Here is a 17,129-nt window from a genome sequence, read left to right as displayed (position 1 = left end):
GCACCGCCGCCACGAAGGCGGCGGAGTGTCGGTCGTCCTGCCAACTGAACGACGCGGCCTTTCGAGACAGGGCCCGGGATATCCTTTCCAGCGGACGGACCGTCACCGCCGGCGCCGTTCATCTGATTGGTCTGGAGGACATCCGGGACCATCTGGGCAAACGGTGGGAGACCGTGAAGGAACGGGTGCAGGACTACACGGGCCGACTGCTCGAAAAGATCCTGTCCCCGCAGGACGTGTGGTTCCGGCACGGCGACGCCCAGTTCATCATCGTGTTCGCCCATGCCGACATAAAGGCCGCCCAACTGATTTGCGGCAAGATCGTCGAAACCCTGCATCAGACGCTGCTCGGCCACAGCGATACCAGCCAGATCACCGTCAAGACCGCCCTGATGGAAATCGACGGCAGCATCGCCATCGGCAGCGCCCGCCTGGACGATCTGCTCCACCAGGCCGCCAGCCAGCCGGAGCGCCCGGCGGATCGCACCGACCCGACGGCCCAGCCAACACACCCTCATCCAACGGCCCAACCGGCCGCCCAGCCGCAGGCCGAGGAGCGGCGGCGGCCTTCGCTTGTCGGTTTCGCCCTGGACAACGGAGAACCGCCGCCACAGCCGAAGGTGCTGTTCCGCCCGGTCTACGATGTAAAGAACAAGGTGATCTCCACCTACACCTGCCGTCCGGATCTTTACACCTGCCGCCATATCAACCAGATCACGCTGGACGACGTCCTGCAGGAAGAAGCCATTTTCGATTACGATATGGAAACCCTGTGCCACGCCATCAGCACCTACAATGAACTGTACAAGAACAAATTCCGTTACGCCCAGACCATTCCGGTCCACTTCGAAACCCTCGCCTCGGCGCGACGGCGGCGGGAGTATCTCCAGTCGTGCCGAATGATCCCCAATTACTTGATCCCTTTCCTGGCCTTCGAACTTGAAGGGCTGCCGCAGGGCATTCCCAACGGGAGGCTGGCCGAGATGGTCACCATGCTGCGCCCCTTCGGCCGCGCCGCCATCGTCATCCTGCGGGAGGACACCACCGACATCGCGGTCTATGCCAACGCCGGCGTCAAAGGGGTTGGGCTGTCCATGGATTTCCGGGACGGCGACCAGCGCTGCATCGACAAGATCAACGCCTTCTGCCCGGCCCCGCGCAAACACGGCCTGTTCGCCTATCTGGACGGCATCCGGAACGTCGAGCAATTCCAGGCGGCGATCGAGGCCGGGGCGGCCTATGTCGGCGGCGCCGTGATCGGCAAGGATTCCGATGTTCCCGAACACATGCGGCGTTGCACCGAAAGGCAAATGCTGATGAGAGCCAGAGTAAAGGCCCGGCGCGAGTCGGCATAGTCCAGTCCGACGAAGACTTTCCCTCTTTCCGCATAGACCGTCTGCCGGGACCGGTGTGACGTTTCCGTTAACGCATTGGCAAGTGCGAAAGGATCATTCTGTTTGTGCAGTCGATCCATTCATGTTCGCACCCATTCCAGGCGGCTGCCCTGTCTTTGGGTTCGCGCTCCCCACAACCGGAAAGGGAAGCTCGGCCATGCTCACACGCGATGTCTCCGGTCCGGACGACGCCCTGCCGGAACAGGACGATGGCCCCGTTCCGGCCCCGCCCCCCATCCCCGCCCAATCGATCGACGAGTCCTTCAAGGAGCGGGCCCGGCAGATCCTGACGCACAGCCAGACGGTCACCGCGGGGTCCGTCCACCTGATCGGCCTGGACGAGATCCGGCAGGAGTTGGGCGACCGCTGGGGCAGTGTGAACGAGCGGGTGCATGTTTACGCCGAGCGCATGCTCAAGAAGGTTCTATCGCCGCGCGACGTCTGGTTCCGCTACGGCGAGAACCACTACATCATCGTCTTCGCCCAGGCCGACCGCAAATCGGCGCAGCTGACCTGCAGCAAGGTGATGGAAAGCCTGCATCAGGCGCTGCTTGGCCACGCCGACACCCGGCGCATCACCGTCAAGACCGCGGTGGTCGACATCGGCGGCGGGATCGCCCTGGACACCGCGCGGCTGGCCGACCTGCTCAAGGACGCCGTCCACAAGCCGGAGGGCACCGCGCCGGACTCCCCCGCAGCGGACGGCGCGGTTCCGGCGGCGGAGGTGCGGCGCCCGCACTGGACCGAGATGCCGGCGGACACCATCACGCCGCAGAGTCGCCCCAAGGTCCTGTTCCGTCCGGTCTTCGACGTGAAGCACAAGGTGGTGTCGACCTACTGCTGCCGCACCGACGCCGACACCGCCCGCTATCTGAATTGCATGGACGCCTTCGACCCGGAGCGCGAGGAGGCCGTCTTCGACCTCGACATGGAAACGCTGAGCCTCGCGGTGAGCACCTACAACGAGCTGTACGCCAACAAATTCCGCTACGCCCAGACCATCCCCGTCCATTTCGGCACGCTCGCCTCCAGCCGGCGGCGGCGGGAATACATCCAGGCCTGCCGGATGATCCCGCGCGTGCTGATGCCCTTCCTGGCCTTCGAGCTGGACGGGCTGCCGGCCGGCGTTCCCTATGGCCGGCTCGCGGAGATCGTGGCGATGCTGCGCCCCTTCGCCCGCGCCGCCATGGTCATCCTGCGCGACGACGCGGGCGACTTGTCGGTCTACGCAACCGCCGGCGTCAAGGGGGTCGGGCTGCGGCTGGACGGTCGGGAGGACGAGCCGCACATCCTGGAGCGGGTGCAGGCCTTCTGCCCCGGCCCGCGCAAGTTCGGCATGTTCGCCTATGTGGACGGCGTCCGCACCCCGATGGAGCTGGAGGCTGCGGAAGCCGCGGGCGCCGCCTATCTGAGCGGCCCCATCGTCGGCGAGGACTCGGAGGTGCCGGAGCACATGAAGCGCTGCACCGAACGCCAGCTCCTCCAGCGGTCGCGGCGGCGCCACCACTCCAACACGCCCTGGGGCTGAGCGGGCGGGGCTGAGCGGGCGGGGCTGAGCGGGCCGGCGCGACCTTTTGTGTTCAAGCCCGCCCATCTGTGCGAAAAGACGGGCCTGCCGATTGGCTTGGCGATTGGCCTGGCGATTGGTTGACCGCCCCTCTTTTCCGGCCCCCCATGCCCCCGACCGCGCCCCGAACCGCCCTGCTCACCCGCCCCCGCATCGCCCTGCTGATCCTCCTGGCCGTCGCGCTGGCGCTCCCCACCGTCGCCGACTGGATGGGGGAGCCCTTCTACGTGCGGTTGGCGACGCGCATCCTGGTCTTCGCCCTGGCGGCGGTCAGCCTCGACCTGATCCTCGGCTTCGGCGGGATGGTCAGCTTCGGCCACGCCGCCTTCGTCGGGATCGGCGGCTATGCCGTCGGCATCCTGTTCGCCCACCAGTCGGACGGATCGACGCTGTTCGGCTTTCCCGGAACGGTGAACGGGCTGATCGTCTGGCCGCTGGCCATGCTGGCCGGGGCGCTGGCGGCGCTGCCGGTGGGGGCGATCTCACTGCGCACCACCGGCGTGCCCTTCATCATGATCACGCTGGCCTTCGCCCAGATGCTCTTCTACCTGATGACCGGGCTGAAGGCCTATGGCGGGGACGACGGCATCGCGCTGTGGAGCCGCTCCACCCTGCCCGCCCCGCTGAACATCGCCGACCACACCACCTTCTATTACGTGGTGCTCGGGCTTCTGGTGGCGGCGCTGGCGCTGGGCTGGCGGCTGGTCAACTCCCGCTTCGGACGGGTGATCCGCGGCGCCAAGGACAACGAGCGGCGCATGGCCGCTCTCGGCTACCCGGTCACCCGCTACAAGCTCGTCGCCTTCGTCATTGCCGGGGCGCTGGCCGGACTGGCCGGGGCGCTGCTCGCCAACGCCACCATGTTCGTCGGGCCGCAATACCTGCATTGGAGCCGCTCCGGCGACCTGATCGTGATGGTCGTGCTGGGCGGCATCGGCACGCTGATCGGCCCGGTGCTGGGCGCCGCCGCGCTGCTGCTGCTGGAGGAGTTCGTGCCGGAGCTGATGGACCTCGCCCACGCCGGGCTGGGCGAGCATTGGAAGATCGTGCTGGGGCCGGTGCTGATCCTTCTGGTTCTCTACGCCCGCAAGGGCCTGTGGGGCGTCGTCGCCGGGAGGCGCCCATGAGCGGCCCGCTGCTGAGCACCGACTCGCTGGTCAAGCGTTTCGGTGGGCTGGCCGCCACCGACGGCCTCTCGCTGTCCGTCGCGGAGGGGGAGCTGCACGCCCTGATCGGCCCGAACGGGGCCGGCAAGACCACCCTGATCGGCCAGTTGTCGGGGGAGCTGACGCCCGATTCCGGGACCATCCGGTTCGACGGGCGCGACGTGACCCGCTTGCCCGTGCACAAGCGGGCGCGGCGCGGGCTGGCGCGCAGCTTCCAGATCACCTCGATCTTCCCCAGCTTCACGGCGCTCGACAACGTGGCGCTGGCGGTGCAGGCCCACGCCGGGCACAACTTCCGCTTCTGGCGCGACGCCGGGCGCGACCGGCGGCTGACCGACCCCGCCCGCGCGGTGCTGGAGCGGGTTGGGCTGGGCGCGCGGGCCGGCACCCGCGCCGACGCGCTGGCTCATGGCGAGAAGCGGCAGCTCGAACTGGCGATGGCCCTGGCGACCGGGCCGCGGCTGCTCCTGCTCGACGAGCCGATGGCCGGCATGGGGCCGGAGGACTCCGCCCGCATGGTCGAGCTTCTGCGGGAGTTGAAGGGCGGCGTGACGATCCTGCTGGTGGAGCATGACATGGACGCCGTCTTCGCCCTGGCCGACCGCATCACCGTTCTGGTGCGCGGCAAGGACCTCGCCAGCGGCACCCCGGAGCAGATCCGCAACGACCCCGCGGTGCGCGAGGCCTATCTCGGCGACGAGTTGGAGGTCGCCTGATGCTGCGCGTCGCCAACCTGACCGCCGCCTACGGCTCCAGCCAGGCGCTGTTCGGCATGGAGCTGTCCGTCGACGCCGGGGAGGCGGTGACCCTGATGGGCCGCAACGGCATGGGCAAGACCACGACCATCAAGGCGATCATGGGCCTCGTGGCGCCGACCGGCGGCTCCATCGCCTTCGAGGGCGCGGAGATCGCCGGGCGCCCGCCGCACCGAATCGCGCGGGCCGGCATCGCCCTGGTGCCGGAGGGGCGGCAGGTCTTCCCCACCCTGACCGTGCGCGAGAACCTGATCGCCACCGCCGCCAACCGCTTCGCGCGGCGCGATCCCTGGACAGTGGAGCGGGTCCACGCCCTGTTCCCCCGGCTGGCCGAGCGCGCCGGCAACCTCGCCCGCAACCTGTCGGGCGGGGAGCAGCAGATGCTCGCCGTCGGGCGCGCCCTGATGACCAACCCGAAGCTGCTGATCCTCGACGAGGCGACGGAGGGGCTGGCCCCGTTGGTCCGCCAGGAGATCTGGGACTGCCTCGCCCGCCTGAAGGACGAGGGGCAGGCGATCCTGGTGGTGGACAAGAACGTGCACGCCCTCGCCGCCCTGGCCGACCGCCATCACGTCATCGAGAAGGGCCGGCTGGTGTGGTCCGGCAGCTCCGCCGCCCTGCTCGCCGACCCCACGTTGAAGGAGCGTTATCTTGGCGTCTGAACCCCTGTATTCCGGCATGACCGCCGCCGAGATCGACCGCCAGTACAATTTCCGCAAGCTGGTGCCCGAGCATCCCGCCTATTTCGCCCGCTGGCAGGCGGAGAGCGAGGCGGTGCGCGCCCGGCTCGGCGGCCGCTATGACATTCCCACCGGCCCTCACCCGCGCCAGCGCGCCGACGTCTTCCCGGCCGGCGTCTTCCACGCCGGAGAGGGCGCGCCGGTGCTGGTCTTCATCCATGGCGGCTACTGGCGGGCCCTGTCGAAGGACCTGCATTCCTTCATCGCAGCGCCCTATGTGGAGCGCGGGGTGGCGGTCGTCCTGCTCGGCTACGGCCTGTGCCCGGACGTGACGATGGACGAACTGTGCGGCCACGCCCAGGCCGGTCTGGACTGGGTGTTCGCCAACGCGACCGGCTTCGGCGGCGATCCGCGGCGGGTGGTGGTGTCCGGCCATTCGGCCGGCGGCCACCTGACGGCCAAGCTGGTTTCGGAGAACCGCGACCGCGTGGCCGGGGGCATCCCGATCAGCGGCCTCTACGACCTGGAGCCGATGCTCGGCTTCGAGGCGAACGAGCAGCTGCGGCTCGATCCCGACTCGGCGCGGCGGTTGAGCCCGATCCACGCCGTTCCCGCTCCGGCCCCGCTCCTGATGCCGGCGCTGGGCGGCCTTGAGACCGACGCGATGCACCGCCAGCAGGCCGACTACGCCCTGGCCTGGGCCGCGCAGGGCAACGCGGTGCGGGAGATCGTGGAGCCGGGCGCCGACCATTTCAGCGTGGTCGACCGCTTCGCCGAACCGGGCAGCGCGCTGTTCGAAGCGGCGCTGGCGATGCTCCGGAGCGCCTGAGCCTGGAAACAAAAAAGCCTTCCCGGTCGGGAAGGCTTTCTTCTTGAGCGTTCGCTCGAATGAGAGTGGCGGATGGGGGGAGATTCGAACTCCCGATACCCTCGCGGGTATGCCGCATTTCGAGTGCGGTGCATTCAACCGCTCTGCCACCCATCCGCTGCCCCGTTTCCGGGGTGGCGCGGAACCTACCCAAAAGCCTGGGGGGATGCAAGCCCTTGTTTGCAGGAAAATGAACGGGAAAATGCCACCATGCCTGTTGACTCCCGGTGGCCCATCGGTTAAATCCCCGCTCTCACGAACGGGCTTGCACCTCAAACGGTGGGCGAGCGGCCCTTCCGTTTGTTTTGAGATAGGCAGTGACGACGATGTTTGCAGTGATCCGCACCGGCGGCAAGCAGTACAAGGTCGCCAATGGCGACGTGATCCGCGTTGAGAAGCTCGAGGCCGAGGCCGGCGCTTCCATCACGCTCAACGACGTGCTGATGGTCAGCGACGGCGGCAGCACCACCCTTGGCACCCCGACGGTTGCCGGCGCTGCCGTGACCGCCGAGATCGTCGCCCAGGATCGCGGTCCGAAGATCATCGTCTTCAAGAAGAAGCGCCGCCAGAACTACCGCCGTAAGAACGGCCACCGCCAGGACCTGACCGTCCTGCGCATCACCGGGATCAACGGCGCCGCCTGAACGGCCGCCGACCAGTCACAGGAGTAACTCCCCATGGCCCATAAAAAAGCAGGCGGCTCCTCGCGCAACGGCCGCGATTCCGCTGGCCGCCGTCTCGGCGTGAAGCGTTTCGGTGGCGAGAACGTCATCGCCGGCAACATCATCGTCCGCCAGCGCGGCACGAAGTTCCACCCCGGTGAGAACGTCGGCATCGGCAAGGACCACACCCTGTTCGCCAAGGCGAACGGCACCGTGGCCTTCAAGCGCAGCGCCCAGGGGCGCACCTACGTCGCCATCCTGGCGGCGGAGGCCCCGGCGGTCGCGGCCGAGTAATCTCGTCCGGCCCGTACGGTGTGATGGGATAAATCGGGGGTTCGGGCAACCGGCCCCCGATTTTCTTTTGTTGATGTGGTGGTCACCGCCCCCTTCCCACGGTTGGAGGACGGTGCGCAAACGGTAGATTGGCCGGCACGGTCCCCGATGAAGTTCCTCGATCAAGCCAAGGTGTATCTGAAGAGCGGTGACGGCGGCCCCGGCGCCATCGCTTTCCGCCGCGAGAAGTTCATCGAGTATGGCGGACCGGACGGCGGCAACGGCGGCCGCGGCGGCGACGTCGTGATCGAGGTCGTGAACGGCCTCAACACGCTGATCGACTACCGCTACAAGCAGCATTTCAAGGCGCAGCGCGGCAACCACGGCATGGGCGCCAACCGCAACGGCGCCAGGGGCGAGGACGTGGTCCTGCGCGTGCCGGTGGGCACTCAGATCCTGGACGAGGATCAGGAGACCGTGCTGGTCGACCTGACGGAGCCTGGCCAGCGCGTCGTCTTCCTGAAGGGCGGCGACGGCGGCTTCGGCAACGCCCATTACAAGACCCCGACCAACCGCGCCCCGCGCAAGTCCCACCCCGGCTGGCCGGGCGAGGAGCGCTGGGTCTGGCTGCGGCTGAAGCTGATCGCCGACACCGGGCTGCTCGGCCTGCCCAACGCCGGCAAGTCCACCTTCCTGGCCGCGACCACCGCGGCGCGCCCGAAGATCGCCGACTACCCCTTCACCACGCTGGCCCCCAACCTGGGCGTCGTCCGCGCGGGTGACGAGGAGTTCGTCATTGCCGACATCCCCGGCCTGATCGAGGGCGCGCACGAGGGGCACGGGCTGGGCGACCGCTTCCTCGGCCATGTGGAGCGCACCCGCGTGCTGCTGCACCTGATCGACGGCACGGCGGAGGATGTGGTCCAGTCCTACACCACCATCCGCAACGAGTTGGTCGCCTATGGCGGCAACCTCGCCGATAAGCTGGAGATCATCGGCCTGAACAAGGCCGACGCCCTGCTCGACGAGGAGGTCGCGGAGAAGAAGGCCGCGCTGGAGGCGGCGTCGGGTGCCGAGGTGATGGTTCTGTCCGGCGCCACCGGCCAGGGCGTCCAGGCGGTGCTTTACCGCTTGCTCACGCTCATCAAACAGTCCAAGGAAGAGGAGCCCGACGTCATCCAGGCTCCGGTCACGCGCTCCATCCCCCGGCCGCCGGTCGGCCAGAAGATGGACGACGAGTATGCGGGCTGGAACGAAGAGACGGGCGAGTACGACGATCTCCCCGAGGAGCCGGACGACGACTCGGACGGGGATGACTGGGACGATGAAGGCGACGATGACGGTGACGACACCGAACACAGCGACGGCCACGACGACAACGCCAAAGGCTGATACCTCCTCCCTGCTCCCCACCCTGCTCGACGCGCGGCGGCTGGTCGTCAAGATCGGCTCCGCCCTGCTCGTCGACAGCGCCACCGGCCGGATGCGCCGCGAGTGGCTGGACGCGCTGGCCGACGATGTGGCCGCCTGCCGCCAGCGCGGGCAGGAGGTGGTGATCGTCACCTCCGGTGCCGTCGCCTGCGGGCGCGAGCATCTCGGCCTCGTCGGGCGCGCCCTGCGGCTGGAGGAGAAGCAGGCCGCCGCCGCCACCGGCCAGATCCGGCTCGCCGCCGCCTATCAGGAGACGCTGGCCCGCCACGGCCTGACCGTCGCCCAGGTGCTGGTGACGCTGGAGGACACCGAGGAGCGCCGCCGCCACCTCAACGGCCGCGCCACCATCGACACGCTGCTGAAGCTGGGCGCCATCCCGGTCATCAACGAGAACGACACGGTCGCCACCGCGGAGATCCGCTTCGGCGACAACGACCGTCTGGCCGCCCGCGTCGCCCAGATGATCAGCGCCGACACGCTGGTCCTGCTGTCGGACATCGACGGCCTCTACACCGCCGACCCGCGCAAGGACCCCGACGCCCGGCACATCCCGGTCGTCCAGGAACTGACCTCCGACATCGAGAACATGGCGGGCGAGCCGCCGCCCGGCTACAGTTCCGGCGGCATGGTGACCAAGATCGTCGCGGCGCGCGTCGCGCTGGCCGCCGGCTGCCGCATGGTCATCGCCAAGGGCAAGCGCATGAACCCGCTGGCCGCGCTGGAGCAGCGGCCCGAGCAGGGCGGCGCGCTGTGCACGTGGTTCCTGCCCGCGGCCTCCCCTTCCTCCGCCCGCAAGGCGTGGATCGGCGGCAACCTGAACGCCCACGGCGCGCTGACCGTGGACGCCGGCGCGCTGTCGGCGCTCGCCCGCGGGGCCAGCCTGCTGCCGGCCGGGGTGCGCGGCGTGGAGGGCGACTTCGAGCGCGGCGACGTGGTGGTGGTCAAGGCGCCGGATGGGCGCGAGGTGGCGCGCGGCCTGACCGCCTACGCCGCCGAGGACGCCCGCCGCATCGCCGGCCGCAAGAGCCACGAGATCGAGGAGATCCTCGGCTACCGGGGCCGCGACGAGATGATCCACCGCGACGATCTGGTGGTGCGGTGAGCGTTCCGATCGTGGGCCGCCCGCCCCTCCAGGCCATCCTGTGGGACATCGACGGCACGCTGCTCGACAGCGAGCCGTGGCACCAGCGGGCCACCATCGCGGTCTGCCGGCTGCACGGCCATGCCCTGTCCGACACGGACTACGCGGCCACGCTGGGCATCGCCTTCCCCGAACTGTACGCCCGGCTGCACGCCGCCCGGCCCATGGCCCTGACCTTCCAGGAATGGGCGGACGCCATCACCGACCTCTATCTGGAACGCATCGCCGAGGTGGAGGCGCGGGCCGGCGCCCTGGCGCTGGTCGACGCCTTTGCGGAGCGGGGGCTGCGGCAGGCCTGCGTGTCGAACAGCGGGCGCCGGGTGGTCGAGGCCAACCTGCGCCACATGGGCAGCCCGCATTTCCTGTTCGGCCTCAGCCGCGACGACGTGAGCAAGGGCAAGCCCGACCCCGAGCCCTACCTGACCGCCGCCGACCGCCTCGGCGTGCCGCCCGCGGCCTGCGCGGTGATCGAGGACAGCCCGACCGGCGCCCGCGCCGCCAAGGCCGCCGGCATGCTGACCATCGCCTGGCCGCAGCACGCCGACCTGCTGTTCGAAGCCGCCGACCATGTGGTGGAAGACCCGGCGGCGCTGGATTGGGACGCGCTCTGCGGCCTTGCGGAGCGCATGGCGGCGGATTGACGCGCCACTGGTCGGCGCGCGATACCACAACCTCAGAGCGGCATAATCCAGATGCACACCATCGCATGTGGATGATTGCCCCATGCAATATCCCGCAAAGCGCGCAATTCCGATGCTTATCCTCGCCTTATGGGTCTCACCGGCGATGGGCAAGGACCCGGATCTGCCGCCCGTGGACCCGCCGAGCCGCTGGCACAAGATGGGACCGACCGACGCCGAGTCGAGCAGCCGGTGCATCGGCCAGTTGATCAGCCCCATCTGCACTCTGGAAACCCTGCTGGCGTGCTTCGACCATGGCATCAACGCCCTCTGCACGCTCGCCACTGGGAGAGAAATACGAGCGACGTACATGGACGGACGAGGCAAAGGCACCACGCTTTACCGGGTCGTCGTGGCGCGGCGGCTCACGCCACGGGACATCCCGCGACGCTGCCTCAACGACGATCTGGAACCGACCTGCAAGGCCGGCGATGTCCAGATCACCCTAAGCAAGCGCTCGTGCTGGAGCTACGGATGCCCACCACCCTACAAGGACCCCGTCAAGATGGGAACGACCTATAAATTGCGGAAGGAAGGCGATGGCCGATGGATTGTCTACGAGTGTTATTCACCACCTTATTGAATTACACCTCATCAACGCGGATTTTTCCTGAAAGAAAAATAGTTTGATCTATCTTCTTCCTTATTTTTCTGGCTACCGAGCTGCTCTATTCTTCTATTAACGAGATAATAAGAAAGCCTCTCGGCCAATTTTCCATCCCCTGCGAGATAAGAATGGGCTGCAAGGGTCCCCGGCCCCATTTGCCCGTCCGTCGGCATTTCAGGATAGCCGTTCTCCCGAAACACCCGGTTCATCGCATCCTGGATGATCTCCGTTCCCCGGCTCCGGCCAAACCGGAACAGAGTGTCGGCGAGGGCCGCCGCCGCTTCGTCGTTTCCGATCTTGTCGAGCGCTCTCCGGCCACCAACGGTCCGCAGCACATCGTCGAAATAATATGGATAAATCGCTGCGCGCTGCCCCACCGTCAGTTGATCCGGCGTCCGGACCTTTTCGAGACCCGGCAGATCCTCCTTCGCCCGATCCAGAATATCCTGCGTGATCCCGCTTGCCGCCCCGGACCCCGGATGCGTCGTCATTCCGCCTTCCATGGCGAAAATCTCCGCGTAGATCAGCCGTTGGTTCGGCGACAGGTCCGGCACCCGTGCGAGAGCCTCGTTGAAACTTTCCCATGCTCCGGGCTGCTTCTTGAAATATTCGACTTTGAAATAGGACAATTCCGGAATGTCCGGATTCTTTTGTTCATCCACGGTCACGGCATCCGTTGCCGTTTTCGGCTTGGAGTTTTCCGCCACTTCGATCCTGCGGCCGCGCAGCCAGCTTTCGATCTCGTCAACACCCTCGGCCCGTGACGACGCACCGGGCCGCTCCGCCGTATCCCACACCGAGAAACCGGATGCCGCGCCCAGTCCATCGGCCTCGCCATCCGTGGCCGAGGACCGGTCCGCGAACGGCTCGAACCGTGAGAAATTGCCATCGACGATCAGGTGTCCGGTTGCGTCGGTTTCCCCGTCGGTGCCGTAGACCCGCTCGAACTGGCGCGTGACGTAATCGGTATACTCCCGGTCCGACCGATAACGCGGGTCCTCGACCAGTTGATTCAGAGCATCCCCGGGATCTGGCCCGGGATCTGTCAGGCCGCCGACGCTGTCGTCGGAAACGGATTTGGTGGCCGGCATCGACGCCGCGTCGAATTCTTCGTCGCTCGCAGCATTCTTCGTGTCGGTGGAAGGCGCAACCTCGTCGGACGGATCCTCGCTGTACTCCGGAGACGGGCCGTCCGACTCCGATCTGCCGGACGGCTGCGAATCCGGTCCCTCGTCGTCCGCAGGAGACGCCGCCGCCCTCGGCGGATCACTGCCGCCGGCATCGCCAACCCCGTCGGCTCCGGCATCCTGCAGCGGCAAATCGGCCTCATCGTCAAGTCCGATCATTTCCTCAATCTTCATCGGGTTGATCGCGCCCATTGCCAAAGCCCTCCATCCTTGTCGAATGCCATGCAAACGGGACAGTGCGATCCGCCAAAGAAAAAGGGCCGGCCCGCTGGCCAGCCCCATTCGGTCGCACGTGTTCCGTGTCCGTCACCGAGCATAAAAGGAATTTATTCCTGCAATCAACCGCGCGACGAAAGGCGCCTCACCCCTTCGTGACGAAGAAATAGACCGTCATCGCCACGCCCACGACGATCACGAACTTGCGCAGGATCGGCGGCGGGATGTGGCGGGCGACCGCGGCCCCGGCATAGCCGCCGGCCACGGCAGCCGCCATCATGATGAGCGCCTCGTTCCAATAGACCGCACCGCCGAAGGCGAAGGCCACCACCGCGACCGCGTTCAGGCAGCCGGACACCAGCGCCTTCAGGCCGTTCATCGCGTGCAGGTCGGTCAGGCCGAAGACCCCCAGCGTCGCCAGGATCAGGATGCCGATCCCTCCGCCGAAATAGCCGCCATAGATCGCGATGAAGAACTGCACGATCAGCACCGTGCTGTGCCCGACCTTGAAGTTGCGGCGGATGGTGGCCGACACCTTCGGGCCGAAGGCGAACAGCACCGTCGCGAACAGCAGCAGCCAGGGGATGATCTCCTCGAACACGCGCTGCGGCGTCCACAGCAGGAGCAGAGCCCCCAGCAGCCCGCCGATCAGGCTGACGCCGAGGAAGGCCGGCAGGCTGACCTCCTTGATCCGCCCCAGCTCCCGCCGGTAACCGTAGGCGCTGGCCAGCGCGCCCGGCGACACCGCAACCGTGCTGGTTGCGTTGGCGTTCAGCGGCGGCACGCCGGCCATGATCAGCGCCGGAAAGGTCAGGAAGCTGCCGCCACCGGCCACGGCGTTGAGCACGCCCGCGAAGAAGGCGGAGACGATCAGCAGCAAAGTCAGCATGGGAGCGCACGATCCGGCGGGGGAAAAAAGCCCGCGGACTATGCCCTCTCGGCAAGGCTTACGGTACTGCGTTTTCGGCGGTGCGGTATTTCACGCAAGGCCGGTGGGGTCTAGCGGGTCGGGGGAAGCGTACGGAGATAGGCGACAAGGGCACCCAGCTCGCCATCGCTCATGGACTTGTAATAGTGATAGCCCATGGGCGGGCTCAGCCGGGTGCCGTCGGGACGTACACCCTCGGTGATCGCCTTGCGGATCTCCGCGTCGGTCCAGCCGCCCAGCCCATGCTCCTTGTCCGGCGTGATGTTGCGCGACACGGCGTTGCCCCACGGTCCGGTGAAGTTGCGCCCGCCGCCCCCTGCACGCGTCATGTCGAGCTGCCCGTCCGGCAGCATCGGCGTGTGGCATTCCATGCAGTGGCCAAGCGGGCCGGCCATGTACGCGCCGTACGTCACCGGGTCCGTACGCGGCACCTCGGCCACCGACCCGACCGGCGGGCCGTAGGCGGCGGGAAGCGCCATGCGGTACTCGGACTTCGGGACAGAATGCCGCACCGGCGGCACGCTGCGCAGATAGGCGACGATGGCGCGCAGGTCGCCGTCCGACAGGCCGCGGTAGAAGCCGAAGGGCATCGGCGGACCGATCAGGCTGCCGTCGGGCCGCTTGCCCTCGCGGATCGCGGTGATCAGTTGCTCGTCGGTCCAGCGCCCGATCCCCGTCTCCGGGTCCGGCGTGATGTTGGAGGCGTAGGCGGTGAAGGGCTCCTCGACGAAGGGCGTCCCGCCGGCCAGTTCCCGCCCCGCGACCGGACCGTTCGGCCCCTGCGGCGTGTGGCAGTTGCCGCAGGCGACGATGCCGTTGACCAGGGCGCGCCCCCGCTCCAATGGTGTTTCCGCCCAGGCCGATCCCCCCAGGCACACCACCCCAACGGCCACGGCGGCGCCGCGGCGGACCAGCCGGTTCATGAAAGGCTCCCTCGCCAATGTTGCATGACGGAACGCTAACCACGCAACAATCCGCGGCCCAGGCTGAATGTTGAGTATTCCACTCAGCTTTTCGGCTTAACCGGCATGGCTTTCGCGGAAACACAGGATCGGCTATGGTTCCGGCCCTTTTCAATTGGCGAACGCCACTGGAGTGAGACCGATGTCCGCCCTGCTTGAGACCACCGACGCCTTGCACGATCAGATGCTCGCCCTTGGCCGCGCCGCCCGCGCCGCCGCGGCGGAGCTGGCGACCGTGCCAAGCCCGTCGAAGGATCAGGCCTTGCGGGCGGCGGCTGCCGCGATCCGCGCCCGCAAGGCGGATATCCAGGCGGCCAACGACGCGGATGTCGCCGCCGCCCGGGAGCGCGGCCTCGCCGGTCCCATGATCGAGCGCCTGGCCCTCAACGACGCCCGCATCGAGGCGATGGCCAAGGGTCTGGAGGACATCGCCGACTTTCCCGACCCCATCGGCGGCGTCATCGCCGAATGGACCCGCCCCAACGGGCTGTCCATCCAGCGCGTGCGCGTGCCGCTGGGGGTGATCGGCATCATCTACGAGAGCCGTCCCAACGTCACCGCCGACGCCGGCGGCCTCTGCCTGAAGTCGGGCAACGCGGCGATCCTGCGCGGCGGCTCGGAGAGCATCCGCTCGTCCGGCGCCATCGCCGCCTGTCTGGCCGACGGCCTGCGCGCCGCGGAGCTGCCGGAAGCGGCGATCCAGCTCGTCCCGACCACGGACCGGGCGGCGGTCGGCCACATGCTGACCATGCGCGACTGCATCGACGTGATCGTCCCGCGCGGCGGCAAGTCGCTGATCCAGCGCATCGCCGAAGAGAGCCGCATCCCGGTCATCAAGCATCTCGACGGCAACAACACCGTCTATGTCGATGCCGGCGCCGACCCGGAGAAGGCGCGCAAGGTGGTGATGAACGCCAAGATGCGCCGCACCTCGATCTGCGGCGCCGCCGAGACGCTGCTGGTCGACCGGGCGATCGCTGACGCCGTCCTGCCGGTGCTGGTGAAGGATCTGCTGGACGCCGGCTGCGCCGTCCGCGGCGACGCCGCCGCCCAGGCCGCCGACCCGCGCGTGACGGCGGTGACGGCGGAGGACTGGGACACCGAGTATCTCGACGCCATCATCGCCTGCGGCGTGGTGGACGGGGTGGACGGCGCGATCGACCACATCAACCGCCACGGCTCCCACCACACCGACGCCATCGTGACCGAGGACCCGGCGGCGGCGGAGCGTTTCCTCCAGCGCATCGACAGCGGCATCGTGCTGTGGAACGCCAGCACCCAGTTCGCCGACGGCGGCGAGTTCGGCATGGGCGCGGAGATCGGCATCTCCACCGACAAGTTCCACGCCCGCGGCCCGGTGGGGGCGGAGCAGCTGACCAGCTACAAGTATGTCGTGCGCGGCGATGGCCAGACGCGGCCGTAAGGACGCTTGCGTTTGCCCCCTCCCCGACCCTCCCCCGCTTTGCGGGAGAGGGGGGGTTGGCGGAGCGTTGCCTGCCCCCTCCCTCGCCACCGGCGGGGGAGGGCTGGGGAGGGGGCATTGAGGTCTCCCCACCGCTACGCCGGCCCGCTCCACGCCGGCCTGCGCATCGGGCTGCTCGGCGGGTCCTTCAACCCGGCCCACGCCGGGCACCGGCACATCAGCCTGTACGCGCTGAAGGCGCTGGGGCTCGACCAGGTGTGGTGGCTGGTCAGCCCGCAGAACCCGCTGAAGCCGGTGAGGGGCATGGCGCCGCTCGCCGAGCGGATGGAGGAGGCCCGGCGCACCGCCCGCCATCCGGCCATCCGGGTCACCGCCATCGAGCGGGAGCTTGGCACCCGCTACACCGCCGACACGCTGGCCAAGCTGACGCTCCGCTTCCCCAAAACACACTTCGTCTGGCTGATGGGGGCGGACAATCTTCGGCAAATCCCCCGCTGGCGGCATTGGACGCGCATCTTCCGGCTGGTGCCGGTTGCAGTTCTCGCCCGACCAACTTATTCTATAGGGGCGCTTGGTGGCATAGCCGCTCAGCGCTATGCCCGTCGCCGGGTGAGCATGCACAAGGCCAAGGGGTTGGCCGGTTCGAAAACACCGGCCTGGATTTTCCTCCGCAACCCGCTGCATCCGGCTTCGGCGACGGCGATCCGCCGGGCACGCGCCAGCGGGTCGTGACCCTGTATCGCGAGGTAGGTACCATCAACACGTTCATCGAACCGGCCGCGCCCGTTGTGCGGCCCGCGCCCGTTCCCGTTCCCCAGCCGGACGAACTGAAGGCGCTCGTCGAGCAGTCCCTGGACGACGATCAGGCCGAAGACGTCGTCGTCATCGACCTTGCCGGCAAGACCAGCTTCGCCGACTACATGATCGTGGCGTCGGGCCGCAACACCCGGCACATCGCCGCCATGGCCGTGAAGCTGGCCGACCGCATGAAGCAGGCCGGTCTGCGCGGCGTCGAGACCGAGGGCCTGAACCAGTGCGACTGGGTTCTGGTCGACGCCGGGGACGTCATCATCCACCTGTTCCGCCCGGAAGTCCGGACCTTCTACAACATCGAGAAGATGTGGGGTCTGGACACGCCGCGGCCCTCCGCCGAGCGCATGAGCGCCTGACGGAGAACGTTCAGGACCGG

The 17,129-nt window shown here is 68.0% G+C and carries 18 protein-coding genes and 1 tRNA gene; 15 read left to right on the top strand and 4 right to left on the bottom strand.

Annotation, left to right across the window (positions count from 1 at the left end):
* Positions 1-173 precede the first annotated feature (173 nt).
* From DS837_RS08195 to DS837_RS08170, 6 genes are all read left to right on the top strand, one after another.
* A complete protein-coding gene (locus DS837_RS08195) occupies positions 174-1,355 on the top strand; it encodes a nucleotidyl cyclase domain-containing protein (protein WP_247889826.1) in 1,182 nt (393 codons plus the stop codon).
* Positions 1,356-1,551: 196 nt separating this feature from the next.
* Positions 1,552-2,922 (top strand): nucleotidyl cyclase domain-containing protein, encoded by a 1,371-nt coding sequence (locus DS837_RS08190; protein WP_149164277.1) that lies wholly within the window; start codon positions 1,552-1,554, stop codon positions 2,920-2,922.
* Between the two features lie 146 nt (positions 2,923-3,068).
* The gene (locus DS837_RS08185) at positions 3,069-4,088 is read left to right on the top strand and encodes a branched-chain amino acid ABC transporter permease (protein WP_149164276.1); all 1,020 of its coding nucleotides are present in this window, start codon (positions 3,069-3,071) and stop codon (positions 4,086-4,088) included.
* Positions 4,085-4,843, top strand: a complete 759-nt coding sequence (locus DS837_RS08180) for an ABC transporter ATP-binding protein (protein WP_149164275.1) — start codon at positions 4,085-4,087, stop codon at positions 4,841-4,843. Before DS837_RS08185 ends, DS837_RS08180 begins: the two co-directional genes overlap by 4 nt.
* Positions 4,843-5,544 (top strand): ABC transporter ATP-binding protein, encoded by a 702-nt coding sequence (locus DS837_RS08175; protein ID WP_014239461.1) that lies wholly within the window; start codon positions 4,843-4,845, stop codon positions 5,542-5,544. Before DS837_RS08180 ends, DS837_RS08175 begins: the two co-directional genes overlap by 1 nt.
* A complete protein-coding gene (locus tag DS837_RS08170) occupies positions 5,534-6,391 on the top strand; it encodes an alpha/beta hydrolase (RefSeq protein ID WP_149164274.1) in 858 nt (285 codons plus the stop codon). Before DS837_RS08175 ends, DS837_RS08170 begins: the two co-directional genes overlap by 11 nt.
* 66 nt (positions 6,392-6,457) lie before the next feature.
* On the opposite strand, the gene DS837_RS08165 is transcribed toward DS837_RS08170, so the two are convergent.
* Positions 6,458-6,547: transfer RNA gene (locus DS837_RS08165), tRNA-Ser, on the bottom strand.
* A gap of 209 nt (positions 6,548-6,756) precedes the next feature.
* On the opposite strand from DS837_RS08165, the gene rplU reads away from it, so the two are divergent.
* From rplU to DS837_RS08135, 6 genes are all read left to right on the top strand, one after another.
* Positions 6,757-7,074 carry a 50S ribosomal protein L21 gene (rplU, locus tag DS837_RS08160; protein WP_014239459.1) on the top strand — a complete coding sequence of 106 codons (318 nt, stop codon included), beginning with the start codon at positions 6,757-6,759 and terminating at the stop codon, positions 7,072-7,074.
* A gap of 33 nt (positions 7,075-7,107) precedes the next feature.
* Entirely contained in the window at positions 7,108-7,386 is a 279-nt protein-coding gene (gene rpmA / locus DS837_RS08155) for a 50S ribosomal protein L27 (protein ID WP_149164273.1), read from the top strand.
* Positions 7,387-7,533: 147 nt separating this feature from the next.
* Positions 7,534-8,757: a GTPase ObgE gene (gene obgE, locus DS837_RS08150; RefSeq protein ID WP_149164272.1), complete on the top strand. Its 1,224-nt coding sequence runs from the start codon at positions 7,534-7,536 to the stop codon at positions 8,755-8,757.
* Positions 8,690-9,898 (top strand): glutamate 5-kinase, encoded by a 1,209-nt coding sequence (proB, locus tag DS837_RS08145; protein ID WP_247889825.1) that lies wholly within the window; start codon positions 8,690-8,692, stop codon positions 9,896-9,898. Before obgE ends, proB begins: the two co-directional genes overlap by 68 nt.
* Positions 9,895-10,578: an HAD family hydrolase gene (locus tag DS837_RS08140; RefSeq protein ID WP_149164271.1), complete on the top strand. Its 684-nt coding sequence runs from the start codon at positions 9,895-9,897 to the stop codon at positions 10,576-10,578. The genes proB and DS837_RS08140 overlap by 4 nt, the downstream gene beginning before the upstream one ends.
* 82 nt (positions 10,579-10,660) lie before the next feature.
* The gene (locus DS837_RS08135; RefSeq protein ID WP_149164270.1) at positions 10,661-11,200 is read left to right on the top strand and encodes a hypothetical protein; all 540 of its coding nucleotides are present in this window, start codon (positions 10,661-10,663) and stop codon (positions 11,198-11,200) included.
* A gap of 11 nt (positions 11,201-11,211) precedes the next feature.
* On the opposite strand, the gene DS837_RS08130 is transcribed toward DS837_RS08135, so the two are convergent.
* The 3 genes from DS837_RS08130 to DS837_RS08120 all read right to left on the bottom strand — a co-directional run bounded on the left by DS837_RS08130 (position 11,212) and on the right by DS837_RS08120 (position 14,478).
* Complete coding sequence (locus DS837_RS08130) at positions 11,212-12,603, bottom strand: lysozyme family protein (protein WP_149164269.1); 1,392 nt, start codon at positions 12,601-12,603, stop codon at positions 11,212-11,214.
* Between the two features lie 169 nt (positions 12,604-12,772).
* Positions 12,773-13,516 carry a sulfite exporter TauE/SafE family protein gene (locus tag DS837_RS08125; RefSeq protein ID WP_149164268.1) on the bottom strand — a complete coding sequence of 248 codons (744 nt, stop codon included), beginning with the start codon at positions 13,514-13,516 and terminating at the stop codon, positions 12,773-12,775.
* Positions 13,517-13,626: 110 nt separating this feature from the next.
* Positions 13,627-14,478, bottom strand: a complete 852-nt coding sequence (locus DS837_RS08120; protein ID WP_149164267.1) for a c-type cytochrome — start codon at positions 14,476-14,478, stop codon at positions 13,627-13,629.
* Positions 14,479-14,659: 181 nt separating this feature from the next.
* On the opposite strand from DS837_RS08120, the gene DS837_RS08115 reads away from it, so the two are divergent.
* The 3 genes from DS837_RS08115 (at position 14,660) to rsfS (ending at position 17,109) form a co-directional block, all read left to right on the top strand.
* Positions 14,660-15,940: a glutamate-5-semialdehyde dehydrogenase gene (locus tag DS837_RS08115; RefSeq protein WP_149164266.1), complete on the top strand. Its 1,281-nt coding sequence runs from the start codon at positions 14,660-14,662 to the stop codon at positions 15,938-15,940.
* Between the two features lie 117 nt (positions 15,941-16,057).
* Positions 16,058-16,672: a nicotinate-nucleotide adenylyltransferase gene (locus DS837_RS08110; RefSeq protein ID WP_149164265.1), complete on the top strand. Its 615-nt coding sequence runs from the start codon at positions 16,058-16,060 to the stop codon at positions 16,670-16,672.
* Complete coding sequence (gene rsfS / locus DS837_RS08105; RefSeq protein WP_149164264.1) at positions 16,669-17,109, top strand: ribosome silencing factor; 441 nt, start codon at positions 16,669-16,671, stop codon at positions 17,107-17,109. The genes DS837_RS08110 and rsfS overlap by 4 nt, the downstream gene beginning before the upstream one ends.
* Positions 17,110-17,129: the final 20 nt, after the last annotated feature.

The organism is Azospirillum brasilense (assembly GCF_008365405.1).
Classification (GTDB): domain Bacteria; phylum Pseudomonadota; class Alphaproteobacteria; order Azospirillales; family Azospirillaceae; genus Azospirillum; species Azospirillum brasilense_D.
Note: the sequence above shows the minus strand (reverse complement) of the source record. Positions and strands in the feature narration are given on the sequence as shown.